We start from the raw sequence: 21,895 nt of genomic DNA on the forward strand, positions 1-21,895 counted from the left end.
CGGCGAACTCACAGTCTGCGGGACTTTGCCGTCTTTGCTCGGTCTGATGCCACGGACGGCTGTCAGCCTCGAAGTATTCGCAATGCGAAACATCTGCTGTGGTTAGATGCTCGAAATCCGAGGGATTACGCCAGAAGTTGTTTATTTGGCCATCGTCTCTTTCAGGCGACGGAGCTCCAGTGCGTGAGAATCCGCCTCGCTTTCGCCGGCCCGCGGTCCGCGGGACAGGGCGCGGGCGAGATCGAAATAGCCTTTGCCGGGACGCTTGTCGCGTCCGCGATTGACGGCGCGGGCGGCGATAAAGGCACGGTCTGCTGCGGCGTCCTCCCTCATCGTGGCTTCCAGGGCCCTGGTGACCTTGGCGATCGAGCCCGGGGTCCACAGACCGAGCGCGCGCGCCAATGCGCCGTAGGTGATCGGCACCTCGTCTTCGGTGAGACCTTGCAGATGGGCGCGGACGCGGTTGGCAAGCTCTTTCTCCCTGCCCGCGGCTGCCTCGATTACACGCGGCGGCGGGATCTCGCGGGCCGCGCCGCTTGCGTCGATTTCCGCGGCCCAGGCGCGGGTCGTCGTGCGCAGGACGATCCGGGTCTTGCCGCTGTCCTTTCCTTCGCCGGTCTCGGTCACGCCGACGACATCGCCCCTCTGCAAACCCGCGCGTAGCGCTTCTGGCGTGATGCCGAGCTTTGGTGCCAGGTAATCCGGGTCGACGATGATCTGCCCGTCCTCCCATCCGATGACGCCTTCGGGAACGGTTCGGTTCAGGATAGGCGATGGTCCATCGTCGCGCGCGTAGAACGGATTGTCCCCCGCCGCATGATCGGTGACATCGACGATCTTGCCGATTTGAGGCAGGGCGGCGCGCAGCATGCGTTCCACCCCTTCGCGAAGTGTGGCCGCAGAGGCCGCGCAGCCCTGGCAGCCGCCGGACATGCGCAGATAGACGGCGCTGCCCTCGACCTTGTCTACCGAGATATGCCCGCCATGGGCGGCCACGGCCGGATTGACCTGCTGGTTCAGCAGAGTCTCAACCGCCTCGAGCAGAGCCTGGTCGGGCGTGGTCTCATCCCGCCCATCCTGCCCGAGCGGTGCGTCGGTTTCGTCGAGCAGCTTTCGGATCGCATCGGCGATCGCGGGTTTCAGCGTTGCCCAGTCCGATTCGGCATTCTTTTTAACCCAAATCGTTGCACCGCCCACTTCGACTCGGACAACACCATCCAGCGCGAAAAGCGCGCGCGCCAGCGGGGCATCACCTGCGGCCTCGAACCGGACGGACGGGCGCCCCTGGATCGGCGCGTCCAGGATGAATCCCACAACATCGGGATCGTGGGTTGAGGATTCGGCCCGGATGCGGCGGCGGGTGGCGGCGTCAGACATCTTCAAGCTCCGTCCCCGCCATGGCTTGGAGGGCCTTGAAGACATAGATGCCGGTGTCGTGGCCGTCGCTGAAGGCCATACCGAGCGCGTAGTTGCCGACGCTCCAGACACGGGTGAGGCGGATATCCAGCGGCACGGTGTCCGGGTTCAGCAGCCGTTTGCCACTCATCTCGTCGCGGCATTGCGCGCATTGGCAGGCCAGCCGCAGGTCGCGCTCGCTCAACCTTTGATCCGTCCCGTCGGACCACCGCAAGAGCAGCGCGCCATCGGCGTGGTCGAGCGCCGCAAGCCGGTCGGGCGGTCCACCCTCGGCGATAGGCGCAGGGGACGGTTTTCCTACGCCCTCGGCAACCGTCCAGGCAAAGGGCGTTGCGATTCCCGCGACGTCACCGCCGGTCCAGGCCAACGTAGCAGCGATACTCCGGTAGGCCGCAGTCGCCGGACTGTGCGGCGCGGCGCGCACCAGTGGGCGGCCGTCGTCACCGCAGTCGACCACAGTCGGGTCAAGAGGCACCTTGCCAAGGAAATCTACGTCCAACTCCTGCGCGATCGCCTCTCCGCCACCTTGATGGAAGATATGCGTCACCGTTCCGCAGTCCGGGCAGGTGAAGCCGCTCATATTCTCGATCACGCCAATGATCGGGACATTGACCTGCTCCATCATGCGCAGGCCGCAGCCGCACAACTCTTGAGGCTGACATCCTGCGGCGTGCTGACGACTACCGCACCCGTTAGGGGAAAGGCCTGCGCCAAGGTCAGCTGGATGTCGCCCGTGCCCGGCGGGAGGTCCAGCAGCAAGACATCCAGCGCGCCCCACTCCACCTGTCGCACGAACATCTGCAGGTATTTCGTCACCATCGGCCCGCGCAGGATCGCCGGGCTGTCATCGTCGGACAACATGGCCATGGACATGACCTTCACCCCATACGCCTCGGCCGGGATCACCTTTTGGTCTGGCGACATTGCCGGCTTGCCGGCCGCGATGCCCAACATGCGCGGGATGGACGGCCCGTAGATGTCGGCGTCCACCACACCAACACGAAGACCGGCATCGGCCATGGCCACGGCGATATTTGCGGTGACCGTGGATTTTCCCACGCCCCCCTTGCCGCTGCTGATGGCGATCATGCGCGGCATTGCAGGGGTCTCAGGCTGTGCCATTTCGGGTCTCCTTGGGTTTTCCGGCGGCCGGGGCCGGTCTGTAGCTCGCGCAGAGCTTGGGAATGTCTTCGATGGCCAGTTCCGCCGCCATGCAGGCGCAATAGGCCGTGTCACCCGATTGAGCGTAATGGCTGCAATCCTGGCAGGTTCCGAAAGCGGGGAGGTCCCGCCGGATGGCCAGCGTGGATGCCAGTTGGGACAGCGTCGCAAGGAAGCGGTCGCGCTCAACGGTACCAAGGGTATCGATTACGTCGATCAGATCCCGAAGCGGATCGTGTGCCAGCGTTTCGCGCCCGCGATCGGTCAGATCGAAAGACACGCTGCGCCGGTCGCGGTCAGAGCGGGTCCCTGTAACCAGCCCCATGCGTTCGAGCGACTTTATGGTCTGCGACGCCGTGCCCCGCGTCGTTGCCTGGAAGCTGGCTAAGCCCGAAGGGGTGCGCGTGCTGCCGTTGGCGCGGGCGAAAAAGCGCAGACCGGTCCATTGAGCGGCTGTCAGTGCGGAGCGTGCGTCTTCGCGCCGTGCCGTACGGCCTACATGGACGAGCAGTTCCGCAATCTGGTCTGGTGTTTGCAGGTTGTCATTCATGCCAATTTGATAGCGAAACGAAACTACTTTGACAATCGTCAAATCTGCAGATTAGTATCGATACGATACTAAAGAGCGAAACCAATGAACAAACCCGTTACGAACTTGATCCAAGGTGCCCGACGCGTCCGCACCGCAGGGATGCTATCCGCTGGAGAGGAGCGGGCATTGATCGACGCTTGGCAAGCGCATGGGGACCGGCATGCGCGGGATCGTCTGATCCATGCTTTTGCACCCTTGTCTGGCTCGATCGTAAAACGCTTCAAGCGCAGGGGCGGTGAGGTCGACCCAGACCTGCTGCAGCAGGCCCAGATCGGGCTGATGAAGGCGGTCGACCGCTTCGAGCCGGATCGCGGCTTTCGCTTTTCGACCTACGCAGTGTGGTGGATGCGGGCCGAAGTTCAGGACTATTTGCGGGCGAACATTTCCGTCGTTCGGCGCCCCAATTCCGCGCAGTCGCGGGCAGCAGCCGTGCAGATCGCCGCTCTTGATGCCGAGATGGAGACCAATCCGGACATGAATCGGGCGGATTCGGACAAGAGACTCGCCGACGCACTGGGCGTGGACACCCACCGGGCGGCAGATTTGCGCGATCAGGTTACTGGTAGCGATAGCTCACTGAATGTGCCTGTTCGGGGAGAGGATGGCGTGGACCGCCTTGCGCTCTTGATCGACCCAAGCAGTCTTGAAGAGTCAGCCGCGTTGCTAAGCCTGAAGATTGCCGGACTACGCCGCGTACTCGTAGACGTGCTCAGCACTCTGCCCGATCGCGAACGTGACATTGTCGTCGCAACGCAAGTGAGCGATCCTCCGGCCACGTTGGAAGGGCTCGGCACGCGATATGGAATTTCTAAGGAGAGGGTGCGCCAGCTACGCGAACGGGGCTTCCAACGGTTGCGCGAAGCCTTGCGGCAGAGTGATCTTGGATTTGACAGCTTCTTTTGAATGGCTGATTGCGCCCCAATACCGCCTAGGGCGCGCCCTGGGCCATCACGCACCCGCGCCGACCCTAATGGGACATGACGGCAGATACGACTTAGGATATGGAAAGGCCTACGTCTCGAGGTGTCAAAGGCAGTTTTTTGCGGCATTCAATTATTGGTAGCCGCCGGTCGAGCAATTAAATAGCATTTCCAATGCATTGCCACTAAAGCCCGGTGCCTCGTAAGGAAGGTGCCTGCCACAAAGCCTTTGCGTAGCCCCGCGCACTGAAATTGGTACTATGTGTACCGAAAGGCAGGACCAGAGAGACATGATAGATGGTACGCAAATGCCACCTATTATACCCCGCAAAATTCTTAATCCGCCTGCGACAAATATTCATTTGTAAACCAGCTCGACACATCGGGCATCACATCAAGCGGCCTGCCGTCTTCGCCGCGCATGATACCGGCCTCAAAAAGAAAGCTGGTAATATTCGCGAACATCGCACCATCTATCAGGCCGACAGGTTCACCGGGGTCTTGCAGATAGCCGCCATCCACCAGCGCTGCCATCGAAGCGCGCACAAGATCGGGGTTCGTCAACATGCCCGAGGTTTCCGCGATCAGCATCTCTGCGGCCTCTTGCGGGTTGTTGGCTGCAAATTCATAGCCCCGTTGCGCGGCCTGCACAAAGGCGCGGGCGATGTCGGGGTTTTGCGCAAGCCACGTACCATTGCCGCCCAAAAACGTCGTATGCTGGTCTGGAACACCGTAATCAGCATAGCGGAACGCACGTTGCGGGCGGTTCAACAGAACAGAGTTTACGCCTTCCCATGTGCTGACCTCGAGCGTGAAATCAACGCTGCCGTTGGCCAGCGCTTCGTAGGCGGATGTGCCAAGCGTGACGGTATCGAAAACACCCTCGCCGCCGTCATTGCGGATGATCGTTGAAATCAACGCGTTTTCCCACGCACTGCCGAACCCTGCATAGATCTTGCCGTCCAGATCGGCGGGGCGCTGGATATCATCCCGCTCACCGTTGAAAACCACGCGTCCGGTTTCATGCTGCACGACTGCCAAGACGGCTGTCATATCGGCCCCCGTCGCGCGCTGGCTGTGGAACCCGACCGCACTCAGAATGCCGAACTCCGCGACACCTGCCGCCACCAATGTGCCCGACGAAGTGTCGGTATACGGCAGGATATCCACATCAAGCCCTGCGTCCTCGAACCAGCCTTGCGACTGCGCCACATAGAGGCCCACGTGGTTTGTGTTGGGTGTCCAGTCCAGTGCAACGCTGAGTTTTTCCTGTGCAGAGACAGGCAGGGCCAGCATCAGCAAAGCAGCGGTGATCAAATGTTTCATAGGGTCTCTCCGGTTTGGTTAAGTAGAATTTCAAGCAACTGCGCCTCGATTGCATGGGCGTCAGCGCTGACGGGGCGTCCCAGCCGCGGGCGCGGGGCGGGCACATGCACTTCCGCGATCACGCGGGCCGGTCGGCGCGACAGGACATAGATACGATCCGACAGCGCCACAGCCTCCCGGACGTCATGTGTCACCAGCAGGGTTGTCCAGCGCGCCGTGCGCCAGCGCTTTTCGAACCATGCCTGCATTTGGGTCCGCGTCAGCGCATCCAACGCGCCGAAAGGTTCATCCAAAAGCTGCACAGGCCGGTTCTGCGCGATGGTCCGCAAGAGGGCCGCGCGCTGGCGCATCCCGCCGGACAGTTGGGCGGGATAATGGTCGGTGAACCCATCCAGACCGAAATCGGCCAAGAGCGGCGTAACATGGGCGCGCGCATCTTTACGGCGTATGCCCTGTACCTCCAGGCCCAAGGTCAGATTGTCGATAATCCGCCGCCACGGCATCAACGCATCGCGCTGCGGCATAAAACCAAAGCCGTGTTGATTTGTCGCCAATGGCTGACCGTTGCAGGTGATCGTGCCGCTGTCATGTTGCGCAGCGCCGGTCAGCAGGCGGAATATGGTCGATTTTCCCGCACCCGACGGCCCGAGGATTGACAGGAACTCGCCCTCTGCGAGATGTAATGAAATATCATCCAGTATGGCTGTACCGCCAATCGTGAGGCCGACATTTCGCATGTCCAGAACACTCATCTATTCCCCTCCACATCGCGCCAGCGCAGCACGACACGTTGCAACAGAGCGGTGACCGCAAAGAGCACCAGGGTCAGCGCTGAACTGATCACCACAGCCGCCAGCACAAGATCGGGGCGAAAACTGTTCTTGGCGTTCAAGATCACGATGCCCAGACCGGCACGCGCGCCCACATATTCTGCGAAAATGGCCGCGACGACCGCATAGGTGATCGAGATGCGCAGACCGGCAAAGAAATAGGGCATCGCGGACGGAAACCGTGCGCTGCGGAATATCTGGCCGCGCGTGGCGCCCATCGACCGCATCAGATCCTCGATTTCGGGGTCGGTCGCCGCGTATCCGTCCACAAGGGCGACCAGCATGGGAAAGAAGGTAACAAGCGCCACCAGGAGAACCTTGGGCGTCAGATCGAACCCGAACCACAGCACGACCAAGGGCGCGATGGCGACAAGCGGTAATGTCTGGCTGACCACAAAGATCGGGAACAGCGCGCGACGGACACGGGGCATGAAATCCAGCACCACCGACAAGCCGAAGGCTACGGTAAGCGACAAGGCAAACCCTGCAAAGGTGGCTTTCAGTGTCGGCACCGTGTTGTCCCACAGCAGAGCGCGGTTCAATACGATTTGGTCTAGCACCCGCGAGGGTGCTGGCAGCATCAGCGGGGAAATTCCCGACAGGCGAACATAAAGTTCCCAGATCAAAAAGGCGCTGACCACACTCAGGACGGCAGGAATGCCGCGGGTCAGACCTCTGCCGGGACGGCGAGGCACATCAAACTGCATCAGATCAGCGTTTGCTGGGACTGTTGGCAGAAACGGTCAAATCGATCGTGACATGGCCATTCGGTGGCCCGAACTTGCAAAACGCCTGCTGGAGCGTGGCAAAGACCGGCCCTGCATCACCCGTCAGTCGCGTGCAGAAATTCTTGGAACGGTCAAAGGTTCCGCTTTGTTGCAGGAAGTCGATACAGCCCATGATCTCGGCCATATGATCGCCCGCCCCCATCACATAAAGCGAGAATTGCGCATCCGCCTGTTGCCCCTTTTCGGGGGTTGCAGCGATAGCTGCCAGCGCGTTCTTCTGGCGCAGGGCCAGCGGCTCTGACGGGTTGGCCAATGCCCCGGTCTGGCAGATCGGATCATCCGGTTCCCCCGGACACCCCCGTGACAGCGTGGCGCGCAAGACAACATGCTGGCCGGACGATGCAGCCGCCGCGTAAAGATCACACAGCGCGGGGAAAAGCACCTCTGGCGGGCCGAGGATAAGCGTTGAAATATCGTCGGTTTCAATCCGCAGCCTGTCGCGCCACGGATCAAGAGCGTCGAGCGATGACAAGATCACGTCAACGAAACCGTCGGTCATCGGGTAAAGGGATACTTGTGCGCCTGCAAACATTTCTGTCCTCCTTGCTACGCTGGCATTATCCAGATCAGCTTCGAGGGTCCGTGGGCTTGCGCCCCCATCTCAGCCGCGGCATTACGCGGCTCCCCTGTGGTGAGGAATGGGTGCCAGATAAGCGAAAGGTTCGCAAGTCAAACTGATTGGGCGAGCGGAATATTTATTGAGAGAGTGAGGGCACGCATTTTAAATCAAGTTCATTGCCGTATAAGCGCCAAACTCAAAGCCCCCATTAACCTCAGGTACGACCTGACTTCCGGGCATTTGATTGAAAGCTCATACCGCAACAACTGTGACCGTCCGCTTTTGACCGCTGGTTCGAAGCATGAAGCATCGCCCAATCTGGCAGGAAGACTAAGTTTGCAAAAGCCCATCCTTGCGCACAACAGCCTGTCGCCGCAGGCATGGGGACTGACCGCTTCGGCTGGAGGCTACTGACGCAATGCCGCAACCTCACAGTCCGCTTGCCGCCCTACAAGCCTAATCCCCTCTGCCGTCCGAAGTCCCAGTCCACCTTGCCGCCGGACATGGCGATACCTGTGATGTGCTTGCCGATCTGCTTCTCCAACGGTGGGTTCCAGGGCACGAGGCTGAACCCCAGTCCGTCGTCGATCATGGCGAAGCGCCCGCTGGCAAGCTGGGTCGAGCCGACCAGCGCACCGGCGACGTAGTTGCCGGCCTTGGCGGGCTCCCATGTGCGCCCGCGCTCGGCGGCCAGCGCCTTGCCGATACGGTCGATCTCGCAGCGCTCCAGCACTGCGACCGTCTTGCGCGGAATACTGATATAGCCATCCTTCGCCGTGGCGTGGCCCATATCGACGAGGTGCTGAGCACGTCGGTCGAGCGCCTCGGTGACCTCCCGCCCGAAGCCATGAGCCGCGACTGAGAGAGGCTGGCGTGCGGTCAGCTCGCAGTCGAGCCGGGTCGCGCCGTCATGCGTGACATGCTGGCTGAGCGGAATGGGCGAGAGGAGCTTGAGGCGGGCATCGCGACCGCCCCGTTTGAAGTCATGGGCGAGGCCTCGCTCGGGCAGGTCGGCGGGAATGGTCCAGTGTTCGGCGTGGATGCGTTCGACGATCCCTGCGCGCCGCAGCGCTTCCAGCCGCCGGACATGGGCTTTGACGAACATTTCGGGATCGGTGCTGCGCAGCTCCTTCGCCTGAGCGCGTACCACTTCCAGATGTGCGGACGGGCTGTAGACACCATTGGCATCGGTGACGGCCAGGATGTTGCGATCGGCAGCGCGCGGCGTGCTCGGCGTCTACTTCCATATGATGGATACGACCATCGACGCCGTCGATGACCAGATGCATGCGTTCGCCCAGCTCGTCACTGCCCAGTCCTTTCGACAGGACACGCCCGGTCACGGGCTCGGTCAATTGCGCACCATGCATCACATAGCGCGAGCCGGTTAGCCGGTCGGCAATGCCGGCATCGTCCACCGCTCGGTGCATCGTCTTGATGATATCGTTGCGGTTGCCAAGATCGCGCAACGCGCTCTCTGCCTCTGACGAAATCGCCCATTGGCCCGGTGTCACTTCTGTCGCCAGTCCCATGCGCTCCAAGTGGCGCGCCCGGTCGATCAGCAGCGCCCGGTTTTTGCGGAATAGGACGCGCATGTCCTTGTCCGGTCTGAGGTCGGCGAACTCGCTGCCTGCTTCCTGTTCGGCGATCAGCATCCGGTCGAGCCGGGTGAAGCGTTCGGCATGGACTTCGGTCTCAAGCTGGCGGCTGATTTCCTGCTCGCTTTGGCGACCCAGTTCCAGCGTGACGATCTCGCTCGCCCGCTCGCGGATGCCATGGGCGATATAGTCGCCCGCGATGTTGAGCGCCTTGCCATGGTCGGTGACGCCGCGCAGCAGGATGTGGGTATGCGGATGACCGGTGTTGTGGTGATCGACCGCGATCCAGTCGAGCTTGGTATCGAGATCGGCCTCCATCTGGCGCATCAGATCGCGGGTGGTCTCGCGCAGATCGGACAGCTCGACGCCGTCCTCGGCCGAAACGATGAAGCGAAACTGGTGCCGGTCCTCGCGACCCCGTTCCAGGAAGGCGCGGCCGTCCTCCATATCGCGCTCGGCGGAGTAGACCTGGCCCTTCTCGCCGTCGCGGGTCACGCCGTCGTGCTTCAGATAGCGCAGATGCGCATCCACCGCCTTGGCGCTCACGAACTGCCTTCCGCGCCTGCCGCCACGCTGCGGGTTGAGCTTCACGATGCGCGCCTTCACCGCTATCCGGATCGATCGTCGGCTGAGATCGGCGGACGTCATCGACGTGCTGTCGGATCAGTTCATCCTGCGGGGCGTCCCCGACCATATCAGATCCGACAATGGTCCGGAGGTCGTCGCCAAGGCCGTGAGAGAGTGGATCGCCGCCGTCGGCGCTAGGACGGCCTACATCGAGCCAGGGTCCCCTTGGGAGAACGGATATTGCGAGAGCTTCAACGCGAAGCTCAGGGACGAACTCCTCAACGGCGAGATCTTCTACAGCCTCGCCGAGGCGAAGATCGTGATCGAGAACTGGCGCAAACATTACAACACGAAGCGCCCACACTCATCCCTGGGCTATCGCCCGCCGGCTCCCGAGGTCGTGCAGTGGCCGGCTCCGCCATCCGGAGCCGCTTCGCCGGCCACGCCAGCCGTAGCGCCAATACTTGGTCTTGCCCCCTGCAACTGGTCCGAGCTGAGTGCGAAATTTTGGGTACATTTCTGGCAACAGAGGAGTGTACCGATGCCGAAGAAACGCTTTAGCGATGAGCAGATTGCCTTTGCCTTGAGGCAGGCGGAAGCCGGAACCACGGTTGGTGAGATTTGCCGAAAGATGGGGATTGCGGAAGCGACGTTCTATCGCTGGAAGAAGGTCTATGCGGGCATGGGCGTGTCGGAGATCCGAAGGCTAAAGCAGCTCGAGGATGAGAACGGCAAGCTGAAACGTCTGGTCGCGGATCTGACCCTGGACAAGACTATGCTTCAGGATGCGCTGCGAAAAAAGTGGTGAAGCCTGTCCGCCGTCGCGAGGTTGTCCGGCACTATCAGGACGTGTTTGAGGTGTCGGAGCGCCGGGCGTGTAATGCCATGGGCTTTGGGCGGGCTTCTCACCGATATCAATCCAGGCGTGATCCGGCGGTGGAGTTGCGGATGCGCCTGAAAGAACTGGCCGAGAGCCGCGTGCGGTATGGATATCGTCGTCTGCATATCCTGCTGCAACGCGAAGGCTGGCAGGTGAACCACAAACGCCTGTATCGCCTTTACTGTGAAGAAGGCCTGTCGATCCGGACGCGAAGCCCGAAACGACGACGTGCCTGCCGATACCGATCCGGCCGATCGAATGCCGACGGCATGAACGATGTCTGGGCGATGGACTTCATGTCAGACCGGCTGTTCGACGAGAAACCCTTCCGGATTCTGACCATCGTGGATTGCTTTACGAGAGAAGCTCTCGCGACCTCTGCGAGGACGAACTTCCGGGCTTACCAGGTGATCGACGAACTGGACCGGCTCGCGCGGATCAGGGGCAAACCTCGAAGCATTCGCTCAGACAATGGACCGGAGTTCGCCGGCCGGCTGCTCGACCAGTGGGCCTACCTGAACAAGGTCGAGTTGGACTTCTCAAGACCCGGGCAACCAACAGACAATGCCTACATCGAGGCGTTCAACAGCCGCCTTCGGCAGGAATGCCTCAACGCGTCTTGGTTTCTTTCCATGGACGACGCTCGAACCCGGATCAACAGTTGGAGAACCGATTACAACGAAACCAGGCCGCATTCGTCGCTCGGAAACTTGACGCCGAACGAATTTACGGCCCAACTGAAGGAAACCCGAAAGGTCGCATGAAGACCGGACCAAAAACAGGGTGAACCCCAGACCCGTCATGCACTAAGACTGAACCCGGACCACTCGATTGGGGAAGGTCAGGATCGTGCGTAGTCCTTCCGAAGCTGCATAAACCGCAGCACTTAGGCCCGACGGACCGCCGCCGTAGATCGAGAGGTCGTATTCTTCGTGCTTTGGCGCGGTAACCCATCCGAGGCGGGCCGCGATATCCTGTGGTTTTGGAGCGAATATGCGCTCCCCGTCCGGAAACTCGACAATCGGCAATTCCAGGGTCTCAAAACTGTCGATCCCCAGCATGTCCCGGCACTGGCCGGCATTCTCCAGTTCGACCCAGTCGAACGCTATGACCGTTCGGCTCAGATAGTCTCGGATGTCGGACCCGGCAGTCGATCCCGCCCGGCCGAAGACCTTCATCTCACTCGCGTCCGCTGCCGCCTTTGCCGTCGCCGCCGTGTGTGGGCGGACCACGAATGCGGCATCTCCCAACAGGCAGACACGTCCGAAGACCATCTCTGGTGGGGCCACATCGAAGATGGACTGGATGAAAGGCTCGGGCGTCGCGCGCACGAGGTCCGCGAAGTGCGGCTCCAGGTTTTCCGCGCGGCGATGGAGGTCATTCAGGGCCGTTGCGTTTACATGGCCGGCAGGCACCGACGCGTGCCGTTGTCGTCCCGCACCATCGGTCATGACAGAATTTAGGCTCTCGCCTTCGGGAACGGTCACATACCAGACCCAGTTCAGACGCCGTGTCCCCTTCGCGGTGCTGCCACCCTCGCTAGGGATCAGGTAGCACAGGGCATGCCCGCCACCGCCTACATCGCAGAAACAAAAATTGTCGTCGAAGAAGGCGACAAGCGCGTCCGGCAGATCGGTTTCGTCTGCGACGCCTCGCCAGGCGATGTAGCCTGCATAGCGCGAGATGGTTTCGGGTGCGAACCGGGCTTGGGTCTCGGACCGGAACCCGTCTGCGGCAATCAGCAGATCGGCGGTCAGGGTCTCCCGGTTCGCACGCAGCGTCACGCCGTTGGCAGTCGCTTCGGCAATCTCCAGCTCCATGCCCGCATGATACCGTTCGGCGGGAAAGGCGCCCGACAGAGAGGCAAAGATCGCCTCCCAGGACGTGAACTGTTCCGGCATGGGAAGGAGCTGCGCCTGCGCGTTCGAGAAGTGATGTAAGGTCGGGCTGGACGACGATCCCGGCACCCCGGCTGGCCAGCCGCGTGGCGGAGCGCTCGAAGACATGGACATCGTGGCCTGCCGCCAGCAGCGCATTGCCCGCGCAGAGCCCGGCAATGGAGCCGCCCGCAACAGCGACTCCGACCTGTCCCGGGAAAGCATCAGCCATCGACAAGGCCCGCCGCCCCTGCAGAGACGACGTCCTTATGGCCACACGCTGCTGGCCGTCGGTGGAGCGGGCGGCGTCGGCTCGATCCTGATCCAGCTTGCGCGTGAACTGACCGCTCTGACCGTGGTCGCGACCGCCTCGCGGCCCGAAACCCGTGCCTGGGTCGAGGCCATGGGCGCCCATCACGTCATCGACCATCGGGGCGACATGCCCGCACAAATGGAAGCGCTTGGCCTGACGTCGCGCTATGTCGCTGGTCTCATGGGTACGGAACAACACTTTTCGGCGATCGCCGAGATGTTGGCACCCCAGGCAGGTTCGGCCTGGTCGACGACCCCGATCCCAAGGCGGTCAACGTGAAGCTGTTCAAGCAGAAGGCGATCTCGCTGCATTGAGAATTCATGTTCACCCGCTCGCTCTTCGAAACGCACGACATGATCGAACAGCATCGCCTGCTATCCCGCGTCGCCGATCTGATCGACGAAGGGCGGATCTGGACGACCGCAAACCACGAAGGTGGTGCGATGACGCCTGACAGTCTGCGCGCGGCGCATCGGCTGCAGGAAAGCGGTGCTGCCATCGGCAAGACGAGTCTGACCTGATGAAAGGCCCGGTCACGAGCTAGCGGCTCGCTCGAACCACCATTGCTGCTTTGTGGGGAGTCGCCCTCGCAAGCCCTGCCTCGGCGGAGGCGTTCGCGCTTCGCGATTATGGGTGCCTTGATGAGGCGAAGGCCCGGGCTGCTCTGTTAGATAGCGGCTAAAGCCGGATCGAAGAGGTGCGAATGCTCCAACTCAAGGAACATCATTCTCCACGACGGAGCAACTATCGTGAAGCAGCGCCACCTTCCGCAGGCGAGCGTCTACTACTATAGCTTCACGCTTGTTTTATGTGTGCATCATGCATATAATATCCGCATGGACAACGAACGCACCGCCAACCTGCTTGGCGCGCTGGCTCTGGCGCTGAGCGACCGGATGACCGAAGAGGCCGAAACCCGCGCGGAGCATGGCGCCGCTGCGCCCGCGGCGCTGGTGAGCGTCGGCGCCGATCCGGGCCTGTCCGTCGGCGCGCTGGCGCAGATCATCGGGATCACCCATTCGGCCACCGTGCGGCTGGTGGACCGCCTGGCCGGCGACGGCCTCATGGAACGGTGCGCCGGCGTGGACGGACGCTCCGTCGGTCTCCGTCTCACACGCCGCGGCGCCGCCCGCCGGCGCGCCATCCTGAACGGCAGGCAACAGGTCCTCTCGCAGGCGCTCGCCACCTTGCCGGAAGACGGTCGCGCCGCGCTGACGCCGCTGATCGAAACTTTGCTTGGCGCCATGACCGCGGATCGCCGGCAGGCCGACCATATCTGCCGGCTGTGCGATGAGGATGTGTGCCCGGAGGCGATCTGCCCCGTCGAATGCGCGGCCCTGCGCGTCGAGGCCGCATCATGACCGGCATCCCGGGGGCGGGCGCACCGGCCGGGCAGGGCGCACGGCCCCGTCCCGGGCATGGGCTCGCCATTCTGGCCGCCATCCTGTCGGCCGCCTGCTGGGGATCGGCCACCGTCATGAGCAAGGGTGTGCTCGCTCACATGCCGCCGATGACGCTGCTCGCGATCCAGTTGACCGCTTCCATCACCGTGCTCTGGCTGGCCGTTCTTGTCTTGCGGCCCCGCGTAAGGCTGGACCGCCCCACGCGCCGGGCGAGCCTCTCCGGCCTGCTGGAACCGGGGGTGGCCTACACCTTCGGCATTGTCGGGCTGGCGCTGACGACGGCGAGCAATGCGGCGCTCATCGGGGCGGCCGAACCCCTGCTGATCCTGCTTCTGGCCTGGCTGCTCCTGAAGGAGCGGATCGGCCCGCCCATGCTCGGCCTTGCCGCCTTGGCCACGCTCGGCATTATCCTCGTGATCGCGCCGGATGCGGGCGCGTTTTCCGGACAAGGCTCGCTTGCCGGCGATGCGCTCATCCTCGCGGGGACCTTTTTCGCGGCGCTTTACGTCATCGCGACGCGGCGACTGGTGGGCCGGATGGACCCGCTGCCGCTGTCGGCCTTGCAGCAGAGCGTCGGACTGTTGTGGACGCTCGGCGTCCTGGCCGCCGCGCTTCTGCTCGGGCTTGCGGCACTGGGGCTCGACGGCGTCCCGTTGCCGGTTCTGCTTCTGGCCGCGGCCTCCGGCGTCATTCAATACGCGCTGGCCTTCTGGCTCTACCTTTTCGCTTTGCAGAGCCTGCCCGCCAATGTCGCCGGTTTCTGCCTGACACTCATCCCGGTCTTCGGCATCGCTGCCGCCTACGCCTTCCTGGGCGAGGCGCTGAGCGGAGTGCAGTGGCTTGGCGCTGCACTGATAATCGTTTCAGTGGCGATCGTGTCCCGCCTGCAAGGGGATTGATGTCGCCCCTTGTGGCATAGCGCCGTGATGGAGCCGCGCCGTCTTCGCATCTGTCTGTCGAGCCCGATGCGGTGAGCTCTCCGCGCGCGGCGGCGGTGATGGGCAGCGGCCACCCAGCCGGTTCCCGTCGGATGGCAGCGCCCGAACCGGTGCCGCGCCTTCCGGAGGAGGCCCTGAAATGCCCCTTTCGCAATATCGAAAAACGGGGCAATCTGGCGGTGCGCTCTTTGACATCGCGAATGCCCTTTTGGATCAGTGAGTTCCAGCCAGACTGTTCCCCGCGCCTGCGGGGATGAACCGGTGGAGGTGTCTCCTCTGCCGGTCTCTTTTTCCTGTTCCCCGCGCCTGCGGGGATGAACCGGGATTCCGTTCCGGTGCGAATGGCGCGGCGGCGGCTTGTCGATGGCGTCCCCGCCGGCCACAGGGTCAGGCGGGCACCGGCCATTTCTCCTCGTGATAGGCGCTGTCCCAGAACATCCATTCATATTGCGCGGAGCGTTTGAAGGCGTTCAGCATGGCGACACGGCGGGCTTCGGTTGACCGCTCCGCGGCCTCGTCGGCGATGGCGATCACGGCCTCGACGGACTGGCCGAAGGACGGATCGCTATAGGTGTCGATCCAGGCCCGATAGGGGTTGTCGGGGCCCGTGTCGGCGGCGATGTGATTGCCCACGTCCCAATAGATCCAGAAGCAGGGCAGAACCGCGGCCACGAGTTCCTCGTAGCTGGCCTGATGGGCCACGGTCAGAAGGAAATTCGTGTAGCCGTAACAGGTTGGCGACGGTTCGAATTGCGCGGCCTCGGTCGGGGCGATGCCGAATTTCTCGAAAAAGCCTTCGTGGAGTGCCCTTTCGACGATCAGCGCCCCCTGGGCGGAGCGCGCGAATTGCTCCATCGCGCGGGTGTCGGGGGCCTTGGCCGAGGCGATGGCGAGTGCGCGGGAATATTGCTCCAGATAAAGCGCGTCCTGGATCATGTAGAACTGGAACCGTTGACGCGACAGGCGCCCGGCGGCCAGCTCGCGGTTGAACGGCAACTCCAGGATGCGGTCGCGAAGCGCCGTCGTGTCCTGCCGCGCGCGGGCGCTGAATGTGGTCATGCCGAGATCTCCTTGGTTCTTGCGGACGCCCAGAGCGCGTGAAAGTGGTGGACCGGTCCATGCCCTTGCCCGACATCGAGCGCGTCGCTTTCCTGCAGGGCACGGGTCAGATAGCTCTTGGCATCGGCGACCGCTTCGGCCATCGAAGACCGCTGTGGCCTGAGCGCAGCGATTGCCGCCGAGAGTGTGCAGCCTGTCCCGTGGCTGTTGCGGGTCCGGATCCGCATGGCCGGAAGGGTCGTCAGCCTGTCGCCGTCGAAAAGGATGTCCGGGCTGGTTCCGCCCGTCAGATGGCCGCCCTTGAGCAACACACCGCCCGGGCCCAGCTCGTGGAGCGCGCGCGCCGCGTCCTCCATCGCATCGGCATTGTCGGGCGGCGCGCGGTCGAGCAGGACACCCGCCTCCGGCAGGTTCGGGGTGATCAGGCTCGCCAGCGGCAGAAGCGCGGTGCGCAGCACGTCGATTGCCTCCGCGGCAAGCAGCCGGTCGCCGCTCTTGGCGACCATCACCGGATCGAGAATGACCACATCCACCTTGTGATGACGGAGCCTTTCGGCGACGACCGCTGCAACCTCGGCGGTGTCGATCATGCCGATCTTCACCGCATCGACGCGCACATCGGCAAACAGCGTGTCGATCTGCGCCGCAACGAAATCGGGCGGCAGATGCAGAATGCGCGCCACGCCTTGCGTGTTCTGCGCGACCAGCGCCGTCACCACCGACATGCCATAGGCACCGAGCGCCGAGAAGGTCTTGAGATCGGCCTGAATACCGGCGCCGCCGCTCGGGTCGGTGCCGGCGATGGTCAGAACATTGGGGATCATTGATGGGCCTCCTTGAGTGCCAATGCGATGGAATGCGCCGCTTTGCCCGGGTCGTGGGCGCCGCAGATGGCGGACACGACGGCCATCCCTGCGGCACCCGCGGCGGTGATGCTGGCGGCGTGATGGCCGTTCAGGCCGCCGATGGCGATGGCCGGAACCGGTGCGGCGGCTACAAGCCGTGCCAGCCCGTCGAAGCCGATGGGCGGCTTGTGGTCCGGTTTCGTTGCGGTGGCGAAGACGGGCCCCGCGCCCACATAGGTCACAAGGGCGGGGTCGGCGGCGCGGGCGGCGTCGACGGTTTCGACCGACAGGCCCAGAATCAGGTCGGGGCCGATCCGGGCGCGGGCTTCGGCCACGGGCATGTCGTCCTGCCCCACATGGAGCCCGTCGGCATGGCAGGCGCGCGCGGCGTCGATATCGTCATTGACGATCAGCGCTGCGCCGGTGCCCGCAAGCGCGGCCCTCAGGGCCCGGCCAAGGGCTGTGCGCTCCGCCGTTGACGCCGTCTTGTGGCGCAGCTGAACCATCGTTGCACCGCCCGCGACGGCGGCCCGAGCCGTTTCCACCATGCCGCGCGGGCCGCAAAGCGCCGGGTCGAGCACGAGATAGAGCGATAGGTCGAACCGGATCATGCGGGCGTCATCCGATCGCGCCCGTGGAAGGCCGCCGCGTCCAGTGCCGCCAGCGCATCAAGAAACCGCCAGCCGAAGGATCCCGGCCCCTCGGCCTTTTCCGCGGCGATCTCTCCCGCGGTGGCAAAACTCGCCAGGGCGCCAACGGTCGCATCGAACGGGTCGGGCACGGCGGCGGCGAAGGCCCCGACGAGGCAACTCAGGGCACAGCCAAGTGCGGTCACCTGCGGCATCAATGCCGATCCGCCGGTGATCCTCACGGCCCGCGCGCCATCGGTCACGAAGTCCACGGCACCGGTCACCGCGACCACGCAGCCGCGTTCGCCTGCAAGCCTCCGGGCGCCGCTTTCCGCGGCGGCCACGCTGTCGGTCGCGTCGGCGCCGCGCCCGGCGCCGCTGTCGCCCGCTACCGCAAGGATCTCCGAGGCGTTGCCGCGCAGGATCGTCGGCGAAAGATCCATGAGCCGCATGGCCACGTCCCGTCGGTACGCGCTCACCTGAAGCGCCACGGGGTCGAGGACCCAGGGGCGTCCGGCCCGCCGCGCCCCCTCGATCGCGGCGACCATGCCCTCCACCCATGACGGCGAGAGCGTTCCGATATTGATGGTGAGCGCATCGGCCACCGCCGCGAACTCGCCGGCTTCCTCGGCTGCGTGCAGCATCGCGGGCGATGCGCCAGCGGCAAGCAGCGTGTTGGCGGCGACATTCATCGCCACGTAATTGGTGATGCAGTGAACGAGCGGTGTGGCCGCGCGTGTCGCGGCGAAAGCGTCTGCGGGAGATGTGGTCACTATGGCCTCCTTTGGGCGGAGGCCAGGCGACTCGAAGCGGGAAATGAGCCCGTTGAAGCGCCGAGCCACTCCCTCCGCCAGCATGATCTGGTTCAGGTTCAAAGGGTTCTTCTCAGCCCGCCAAACGGCAGACGCCCCTGTGTCTCGCGCCCACCATACACAGCCTGCGAGGTTTGTCATCCGGTGTTGCGGTGGGGCAGGCGGATCCTATTGTCGCATTCGGACGGGACGGGAAATTGCGGGCAGGACGACCGAGACCGCGCAGGCCTGCGGCCACAGGCGAGGGCTGCAAATCCGCCGATGCGCTATCGCGGTGGCGGGGTCACGTCCCCCGCCAGATTTCAGCGCACCGGCCCCGCGGTTATGGCGGTTGAGGCGCGGCGTTCTTCATATCCCCCGAGGTGGGGATGACGCCCGCGCGCCCGGTGCCGGTGGGCGCGGTCTGGCCCGCCATGCCTTCAGGGCGCGCTTCTCGATCTCCAGCACCAGAAGGAGAACCGGGCCGACCGCGACGACCATGAGCCCCTGGCTGAGGCTCAGCGGGCGGGTATCGAAAAACGCCTCCATGAAGGGCGCATAGGTGAAGGCGAATTGCAGCGCCGTCACCGCCACGATCGCGATCAGAACGGGGCGCGTGCCCAGGATCGCCCGGATCGACAGGGATGTGGTGTTCAGGAACCGCACCGAGAACAGATAGAAAATCTCCATCACCACAAGCGTGTTGACGGCGATCGTGCGGGCCTCTTCAAGGGTTGCACCGCGAGACTGCGCGAGGGTGAACATGCCGAAGATGCCGGCGCAGAACAGAAGCGACACGAAGCCGACCCGCCAGAGCACGAAGCGCGACAGGATCGGCTCGTCGGCGGGGCGCGGCGGGCGGCGCATGATGTCGGGCTCCGCCCCCTCGAAGGCCAGCGCCATGGCAAGAACCACGGAGCTGACCATGTTGACCCAGAGGATCTGGACCGGCGTGATCGGCAGCGTCAGCCCAAGCAGCAGCGCGAGGATCAGGGCCAGCGCCTCGCCGCCGTTGACCGGCAGCAGGAAGACGATGGCCTTCTTCAGGTTGTCGTAGACGGTGCGCCCCGCGCGCACGGCCGCCGCTATGGTGGCGAAATTGTCGTCGGCCAGCACGATCTCGGCCGCTTCCTTTGCGGCCTCGGTTCCGGTCCGTCCCATGGCCACACCGATATCCGCCCGCTTCAGCGCCGGGGCGTCGTTCACGCCGTCGCCCGTCATTGCAACTGCGGCGCCACCCGCCTGAAGTGCCTCCACCAGCCGCAACTTGTGCTCGGGGCTGGTGCGCGCGAAGACATCGACGCGCTCGGCGGCGGTGCGCAGACCGTCGGTATCCAGCCCGTCGATCTCCCCGCCGGTCAGGACCTCGTCGCTGTTTTCAAGCCCCAGCCTGCGGGCGATGGCAAGCGCGGTGCCGGCATGATCGCCGGTTATCATCTTCACACGAATACCGGCGGCGCGGCATTCGGCGACCGCGGCCACCGCTTCGTCTCTGGGCGGGTCGATCAGCCCGACGAGGCCCAGAAGCGTCAGGTCGCCATCCACGTCGTCGAAGCTCAGCGTCTGTTTTTCGGGGTTGGCGGGTTGGGTGGCGATGGCCAGAACCCGCTGCCCCTCTGCCGCGATCTCGTGCGCGCGGGCATGCCAATAGGCCGCATCAAGCGGCTGGTCGCCATCCTCTTCGCCGTGCTGGGTGGCGCACATGGCGATGATGCGTTCCGGCGCGCCCTTGACGTGGATCGCGGCGCCCCCCTCGTGGTCGTGATGCAGGGACGCCATGAAGCGGTGGCGCGCGTCGAAGGGGATTGCATCGGTTTGCGGGTTCGACTGGCGGAGCGCATCGGGATCCTGCCCGGCCTTCCACCCGAAGGTGACAAGCGCGCCCTCCATCGGGTCGCCATTGGCCGACCAGATCCCGTCGCTTTCGCTGACTTCGGCGTCGTTGCACAGGATCGCGCCCCGGGCCAGATCGGACAGTAGCGGATGGGCGGAGACATCCACGTCGCGCCCCTCGAAAGTGATCCCGCCATGGGGCGCATAGCCTGCTCCGGTGACCTGATACATCCGCCGTGCCGTGACCACCGAGGCCACGGTCATCTCGTTCTTGGTCAAGGTGCCGGTCTTGTCGGAGCAGATGACCGAGACCGAACCCAAAGCCTCGATCGCGGGCAGGCGGCGGACGATGGCGCGCCGCTCGGCCATGCCCTGCACCCCGATGGCCAGCGTCACCGTCAGGATCGCGGGCAGTCCTTCGGGGATCGCCGCGACCGACAGGCCCACAACCGCCATGAAGATGTCGCTGAAGCTCATCCCACTGACGAAATACCCGAAGACGAGGATCAGCGCGGCCACGACAAGGATGGCGAAGGTGACGGTGCGCGCGAACCGCTCCATCTGCCTCAGCAGCGGTGTGGACGTGGTTTCGACCGTTTCGAGCAGGCCGCTGATCCGCCCGATCTCGGTTTCCGCGCCGGTCGCGACAACGATGCCCCGGCCGCTGCCCGCGGCGACCAGCGCCCCGCTGAAGGCCATCGACCGGCGATCGCCGAGTGTCGCATCCTCGGCGACGGGGTCGGGCGCCTTTTCCACCGCCACGGATTCGCCGGTCAGCACCGCTTCCTGTATCCGTAGCCCGTAGGCGGCGGTAACTCTCAGATCGGCCGGCACCCTGTCGCCCGGTTCCAGCAGGACCAAATCACCCGGTACGAGCTCTTCCGCCGGGACCGAAACCCTGCGGCCGCCCCGCAGCGCCCGGGCCTCGGGCGCGAGCATGTCGCGGATGGCCGAAAGCGCCCGCTCGGCCCGGCCCTCCTGCACATAGCCGATCACCGCGTTGACCAGAACCACGGCGAGGATGACGCCGGTATCGACAAGGTGCCCAAGCGCCGCGGTCACCGCCGCCGCGGCCAGCAGGACATAGATCAGCAGGTTATGGAACTGGCGCAGAAACCGCGCAATGGGCCCCGCCTGCGCGGATTCGGGCAGTCTATTGGGGCCATGGCGCTCCAGCCGGTCCGCCGCCTCCGCCACGGACAGGCCCGCGGAGCCGGTTTTCATCTCGCCCTGCACCATGTCGACCGGCCTGCTGTGCCAGACCGTGGGCGAGGGGGCGGGGTGGCTTTCGACCGGGGAGGCGTCGGCGTCGATACGCGCGGGATGTTCCGTCATGACGTCCGGGACCCGGTGCCGTCGGTCCAGCTCGGGGCGCGCGTTGCGTGTTCGTTCACGAACGCCTCAAGGTCCTTCACGGCGACCCGGAATTCCCGGCCAAGCTTCACGGCCCGCAGATCCCGCAGGTGAATCCAGCTTCGCACCGTCTGCTCCCGGACTTTCAGAAGCTTCGCGATTTCCTGCGTGGTCATGAACGGTTTGCTCAACATGATCTGCTCCTGAAACATCGACG

Annotated in this window: 21 protein-coding genes, 2 pseudogenes and 2 riboswitches; of the genes and pseudogenes, 7 read left to right on the plus strand and 16 right to left on the minus strand. The window is 64.1% G+C overall.

Going from position 1 to position 21,895, the window contains the following annotated elements; genetic code table 11:
• Window positions 1-141: 141 nt before the first annotated feature.
• Genes ACQ651_RS05135 through ACQ651_RS05150 form a run of 4 tightly spaced genes read right to left on the minus strand, consistent with a single transcriptional unit; the run spans window position 142 to window position 3,169 of the window.
• Window positions 142-1,377, minus strand: a complete 1,236-nt coding sequence (locus ACQ651_RS05135) for a DUF6522 family protein (protein WP_375552217.1) — start codon at window positions 1,375-1,377, stop codon at window positions 142-144.
• Window positions 1,370-2,041 carry a P-loop NTPase gene (locus ACQ651_RS05140; RefSeq protein ID WP_430448624.1) on the minus strand — a complete coding sequence of 224 codons (672 nt, stop codon included), beginning with the start codon at window positions 2,039-2,041 and terminating at the stop codon, window positions 1,370-1,372. Before ACQ651_RS05140 ends, ACQ651_RS05135 begins: the two co-directional genes overlap by 8 nt.
• Window positions 2,038-2,514: a P-loop NTPase gene (locus ACQ651_RS05145; protein ID WP_430448625.1), complete on the minus strand. Its 477-nt coding sequence runs from the start codon at window positions 2,512-2,514 to the stop codon at window positions 2,038-2,040. The genes ACQ651_RS05140 and ACQ651_RS05145 overlap by 4 nt, the downstream gene beginning before the upstream one ends.
• A 10-nt stretch (window positions 2,515-2,524) precedes the next feature.
• Window positions 2,525-3,169, minus strand: coding sequence for a MarR family winged helix-turn-helix transcriptional regulator (locus ACQ651_RS05150; protein ID WP_430448626.1), 645 nt, complete (start codon window positions 3,167-3,169; stop codon window positions 2,525-2,527).
• A 42-nt stretch (window positions 3,170-3,211) separates the two neighbouring features.
• Here ACQ651_RS05150 and ACQ651_RS05155 point away from each other — a divergent pair, with 42 nt between their 5' ends.
• Complete coding sequence (locus ACQ651_RS05155; protein ID WP_430448627.1) at window positions 3,212-4,072, plus strand: sigma-70 family RNA polymerase sigma factor; 861 nt, start codon at window positions 3,212-3,214, stop codon at window positions 4,070-4,072.
• Between the two features lie 353 nt (window positions 4,073-4,425).
• On the opposite strand, the gene ACQ651_RS05160 is transcribed toward ACQ651_RS05155, so the two are convergent.
• The 5 genes and pseudogenes from ACQ651_RS05160 to ACQ651_RS05180 all read right to left on the minus strand — a co-directional run bounded on the left by ACQ651_RS05160 (window position 4,426) and on the right by ACQ651_RS05180 (window position 9,838).
• Window positions 4,426-5,415, minus strand: coding sequence for an ABC transporter substrate-binding protein (locus tag ACQ651_RS05160; protein WP_227287166.1), 990 nt, complete (start codon window positions 5,413-5,415; stop codon window positions 4,426-4,428).
• Window positions 5,412-6,167, minus strand: a complete 756-nt coding sequence (locus tag ACQ651_RS05165; RefSeq protein WP_227287165.1) for an ABC transporter ATP-binding protein — start codon at window positions 6,165-6,167, stop codon at window positions 5,412-5,414. Before ACQ651_RS05165 ends, ACQ651_RS05160 begins: the two co-directional genes overlap by 4 nt.
• Window positions 6,164-6,757 carry an ABC transporter permease gene (locus ACQ651_RS05170; RefSeq protein WP_227287164.1) on the minus strand — a complete coding sequence of 198 codons (594 nt, stop codon included), beginning with the start codon at window positions 6,755-6,757 and terminating at the stop codon, window positions 6,164-6,166. Before ACQ651_RS05170 ends, ACQ651_RS05165 begins: the two co-directional genes overlap by 4 nt.
• Before the next feature lie 199 nt (window positions 6,758-6,956).
• A complete protein-coding gene (locus ACQ651_RS05175; RefSeq protein WP_430448628.1) occupies window positions 6,957-7,565 on the minus strand; it encodes a YkoF family thiamine/hydroxymethylpyrimidine-binding protein in 609 nt (202 codons plus the stop codon).
• Window positions 7,559-7,671: riboswitch (TPP riboswitch) on the minus strand. Its footprint overlaps the gene before it by 7 nt.
• A 369-nt stretch (window positions 7,672-8,040) precedes the next feature.
• Window positions 8,041-9,838: pseudogene (locus tag ACQ651_RS05180) on the minus strand (DUF3363 domain-containing protein).
• Between ACQ651_RS05180 and ACQ651_RS05185 the strand changes: the two are divergent.
• Both ACQ651_RS05185 and ACQ651_RS05190 read left to right on the plus strand, forming a co-directional pair.
• Window positions 9,786-10,211 (plus strand): annotated as a pseudogene (locus ACQ651_RS05185) (integrase core domain-containing protein); the annotation flags it as partial. The pseudogenes ACQ651_RS05180 and ACQ651_RS05185 sit on opposite strands and share 53 nt — an antisense overlap.
• An 87-nt stretch (window positions 10,212-10,298) precedes the next feature.
• Window positions 10,299-11,401 (plus strand): IS3 family transposase gene (locus tag ACQ651_RS05190; protein WP_430448865.1). Its coding sequence is split into 2 segments (ribosomal slippage): window positions 10,299-10,551 and window positions 10,551-11,401, totalling 1,104 coding nucleotides; the frame shifts between segments, so codons are not numbered across the junction.
• A gap of 42 nt (window positions 11,402-11,443) precedes the next feature.
• Here the strand turns inward: ACQ651_RS05190 and ACQ651_RS05195 are convergent.
• On the minus strand, window positions 11,444-12,538 hold the full coding sequence (locus ACQ651_RS05195) for a hypothetical protein (protein WP_430448629.1): 1,095 nt from the start codon (window positions 12,536-12,538) through the stop codon (window positions 11,444-11,446).
• A gap of 103 nt (window positions 12,539-12,641) precedes the next feature.
• On the opposite strand from ACQ651_RS05195, the gene ACQ651_RS05200 reads away from it, so the two are divergent.
• From ACQ651_RS05200 to ACQ651_RS05215, 4 genes are all read left to right on the plus strand, one after another.
• The gene (locus ACQ651_RS05200) at window positions 12,642-13,106 is read left to right on the plus strand and encodes a zinc-binding dehydrogenase (RefSeq protein WP_375552228.1); all 465 of its coding nucleotides are present in this window, start codon (window positions 12,642-12,644) and stop codon (window positions 13,104-13,106) included.
• Window positions 13,107-13,147: 41 nt separating this feature from the next.
• Window positions 13,148-13,348, plus strand: a complete 201-nt coding sequence (locus ACQ651_RS05205) for a hypothetical protein (protein ID WP_430448630.1) — start codon at window positions 13,148-13,150, stop codon at window positions 13,346-13,348.
• Between the two features lie 228 nt (window positions 13,349-13,576).
• The gene (locus tag ACQ651_RS05210) at window positions 13,577-14,188 is read left to right on the plus strand and encodes a MarR family winged helix-turn-helix transcriptional regulator (RefSeq protein WP_430448631.1); all 612 of its coding nucleotides are present in this window, start codon (window positions 13,577-13,579) and stop codon (window positions 14,186-14,188) included.
• Complete coding sequence (locus ACQ651_RS05215; RefSeq protein ID WP_430448632.1) at window positions 14,185-15,129, plus strand: DMT family transporter; 945 nt, start codon at window positions 14,185-14,187, stop codon at window positions 15,127-15,129. The genes ACQ651_RS05210 and ACQ651_RS05215 overlap by 4 nt, the downstream gene beginning before the upstream one ends.
• A gap of 426 nt (window positions 15,130-15,555) precedes the next feature.
• Here the strand turns inward: ACQ651_RS05215 and tenA are convergent, their stop codons facing one another.
• From tenA to ACQ651_RS05245, 6 genes are all read right to left on the minus strand, one after another.
• Window positions 15,556-16,227, minus strand: coding sequence for a thiaminase II (tenA, locus tag ACQ651_RS05220; protein ID WP_227287890.1), 672 nt, complete (start codon window positions 16,225-16,227; stop codon window positions 15,556-15,558).
• Window positions 16,224-17,051: a bifunctional hydroxymethylpyrimidine kinase/phosphomethylpyrimidine kinase gene (gene thiD / locus ACQ651_RS05225; RefSeq protein ID WP_430448633.1), complete on the minus strand. Its 828-nt coding sequence runs from the start codon at window positions 17,049-17,051 to the stop codon at window positions 16,224-16,226. Before thiD ends, tenA begins: the two co-directional genes overlap by 4 nt.
• Window positions 17,048-17,683, minus strand: a complete 636-nt coding sequence (thiE, locus tag ACQ651_RS05230) for a thiamine phosphate synthase (RefSeq protein WP_430448634.1) — start codon at window positions 17,681-17,683, stop codon at window positions 17,048-17,050. Before thiE ends, thiD begins: the two co-directional genes overlap by 4 nt.
• Complete coding sequence (thiM, locus tag ACQ651_RS05235; RefSeq protein ID WP_430448635.1) at window positions 17,680-18,474, minus strand: hydroxyethylthiazole kinase; 795 nt, start codon at window positions 18,472-18,474, stop codon at window positions 17,680-17,682. The genes thiE and thiM overlap by 4 nt, the downstream gene beginning before the upstream one ends.
• 52 nt (window positions 18,475-18,526) lie before the next feature.
• Window positions 18,527-18,623: riboswitch (TPP riboswitch) on the minus strand.
• 238 nt (window positions 18,624-18,861) lie between these two features.
• Window positions 18,862-21,660, minus strand: coding sequence for a cation-transporting P-type ATPase (locus ACQ651_RS05240; protein WP_430448636.1), 2,799 nt, complete (start codon window positions 21,658-21,660; stop codon window positions 18,862-18,864).
• The gene (locus ACQ651_RS05245; protein WP_375552236.1) at window positions 21,657-21,872 is read right to left on the minus strand and encodes a helix-turn-helix domain-containing protein; all 216 of its coding nucleotides are present in this window, start codon (window positions 21,870-21,872) and stop codon (window positions 21,657-21,659) included. Before ACQ651_RS05245 ends, ACQ651_RS05240 begins: the two co-directional genes overlap by 4 nt.
• Window positions 21,873-21,895: the final 23 nt, after the last annotated feature.

Origin of the sequence: Rhodophyticola sp. (genome assembly GCF_965284195.1) — a bacterium.
Classification (GTDB): domain Bacteria; phylum Pseudomonadota; class Alphaproteobacteria; order Rhodobacterales; family Rhodobacteraceae; genus Rhodophyticola.

What these genes read in the sequence shown, in the direction of transcription:
- ACQ651_RS05135 (WP_375552217.1), bottom strand. Translation starts at nt 1,377, where the DNA reads ATGTCTGACGCCGCCACCCGCCGCCGCATCCGGGCCGAATCCTCAACC.
- ACQ651_RS05140 (WP_430448624.1), bottom strand. Translation starts at nt 2,041, where the DNA reads ATGATGGAGCAGGTCAATGTCCCGATCATTGGCGTGATCGAGAATATG.
- ACQ651_RS05145 (WP_430448625.1), bottom strand. Translation starts at nt 2,514, where the DNA reads ATGCCGCGCATGATCGCCATCAGCAGCGGCAAGGGGGGCGTGGGAAAA.
- ACQ651_RS05155 (WP_430448627.1), top strand. Translation starts at nt 3,212, where the DNA reads ATGAACAAACCCGTTACGAACTTGATCCAAGGTGCCCGACGCGTCCGC.
- ACQ651_RS05160 (WP_227287166.1), bottom strand. Translation starts at nt 5,415, where the DNA reads ATGAAACATTTGATCACCGCTGCTTTGCTGATGCTGGCCCTGCCTGTC.
- ACQ651_RS05165 (WP_227287165.1), bottom strand. Translation starts at nt 6,167, where the DNA reads ATGAGTGTTCTGGACATGCGAAATGTCGGCCTCACGATTGGCGGTACA.
- ACQ651_RS05175 (WP_430448628.1), bottom strand. Translation starts at nt 7,565, where the DNA reads ATGTTTGCAGGCGCACAAGTATCCCTTTACCCGATGACCGACGGTTTC.
- ACQ651_RS05195 (WP_430448629.1), bottom strand. Translation starts at nt 12,538, where the DNA reads ATGCCGGAACAGTTCACGTCCTGGGAGGCGATCTTTGCCTCTCTGTCG.
- ACQ651_RS05200 (WP_375552228.1), top strand. Translation starts at nt 12,642, where the DNA reads ATGGACATCGTGGCCTGCCGCCAGCAGCGCATTGCCCGCGCAGAGCCC.
- ACQ651_RS05205 (WP_430448630.1), top strand. Translation starts at nt 13,148, where the DNA reads ATGTTCACCCGCTCGCTCTTCGAAACGCACGACATGATCGAACAGCAT.
- ACQ651_RS05215 (WP_430448632.1), top strand. Translation starts at nt 14,185, where the DNA reads ATGACCGGCATCCCGGGGGCGGGCGCACCGGCCGGGCAGGGCGCACGG.
- tenA (WP_227287890.1), bottom strand. Translation starts at nt 16,227, where the DNA reads ATGACCACATTCAGCGCCCGCGCGCGGCAGGACACGACGGCGCTTCGC.
- thiD (WP_430448633.1), bottom strand. Translation starts at nt 17,051, where the DNA reads ATGATCCCCAATGTTCTGACCATCGCCGGCACCGACCCGAGCGGCGGC.
- thiE (WP_430448634.1), bottom strand. Translation starts at nt 17,683, where the DNA reads ATGATCCGGTTCGACCTATCGCTCTATCTCGTGCTCGACCCGGCGCTT.
- ACQ651_RS05240 (WP_430448636.1), bottom strand. Translation starts at nt 21,660, where the DNA reads ATGACGGAACATCCCGCGCGTATCGACGCCGACGCCTCCCCGGTCGAA.
- ACQ651_RS05245 (WP_375552236.1), bottom strand. Translation starts at nt 21,872, where the DNA reads ATGTTGAGCAAACCGTTCATGACCACGCAGGAAATCGCGAAGCTTCTG.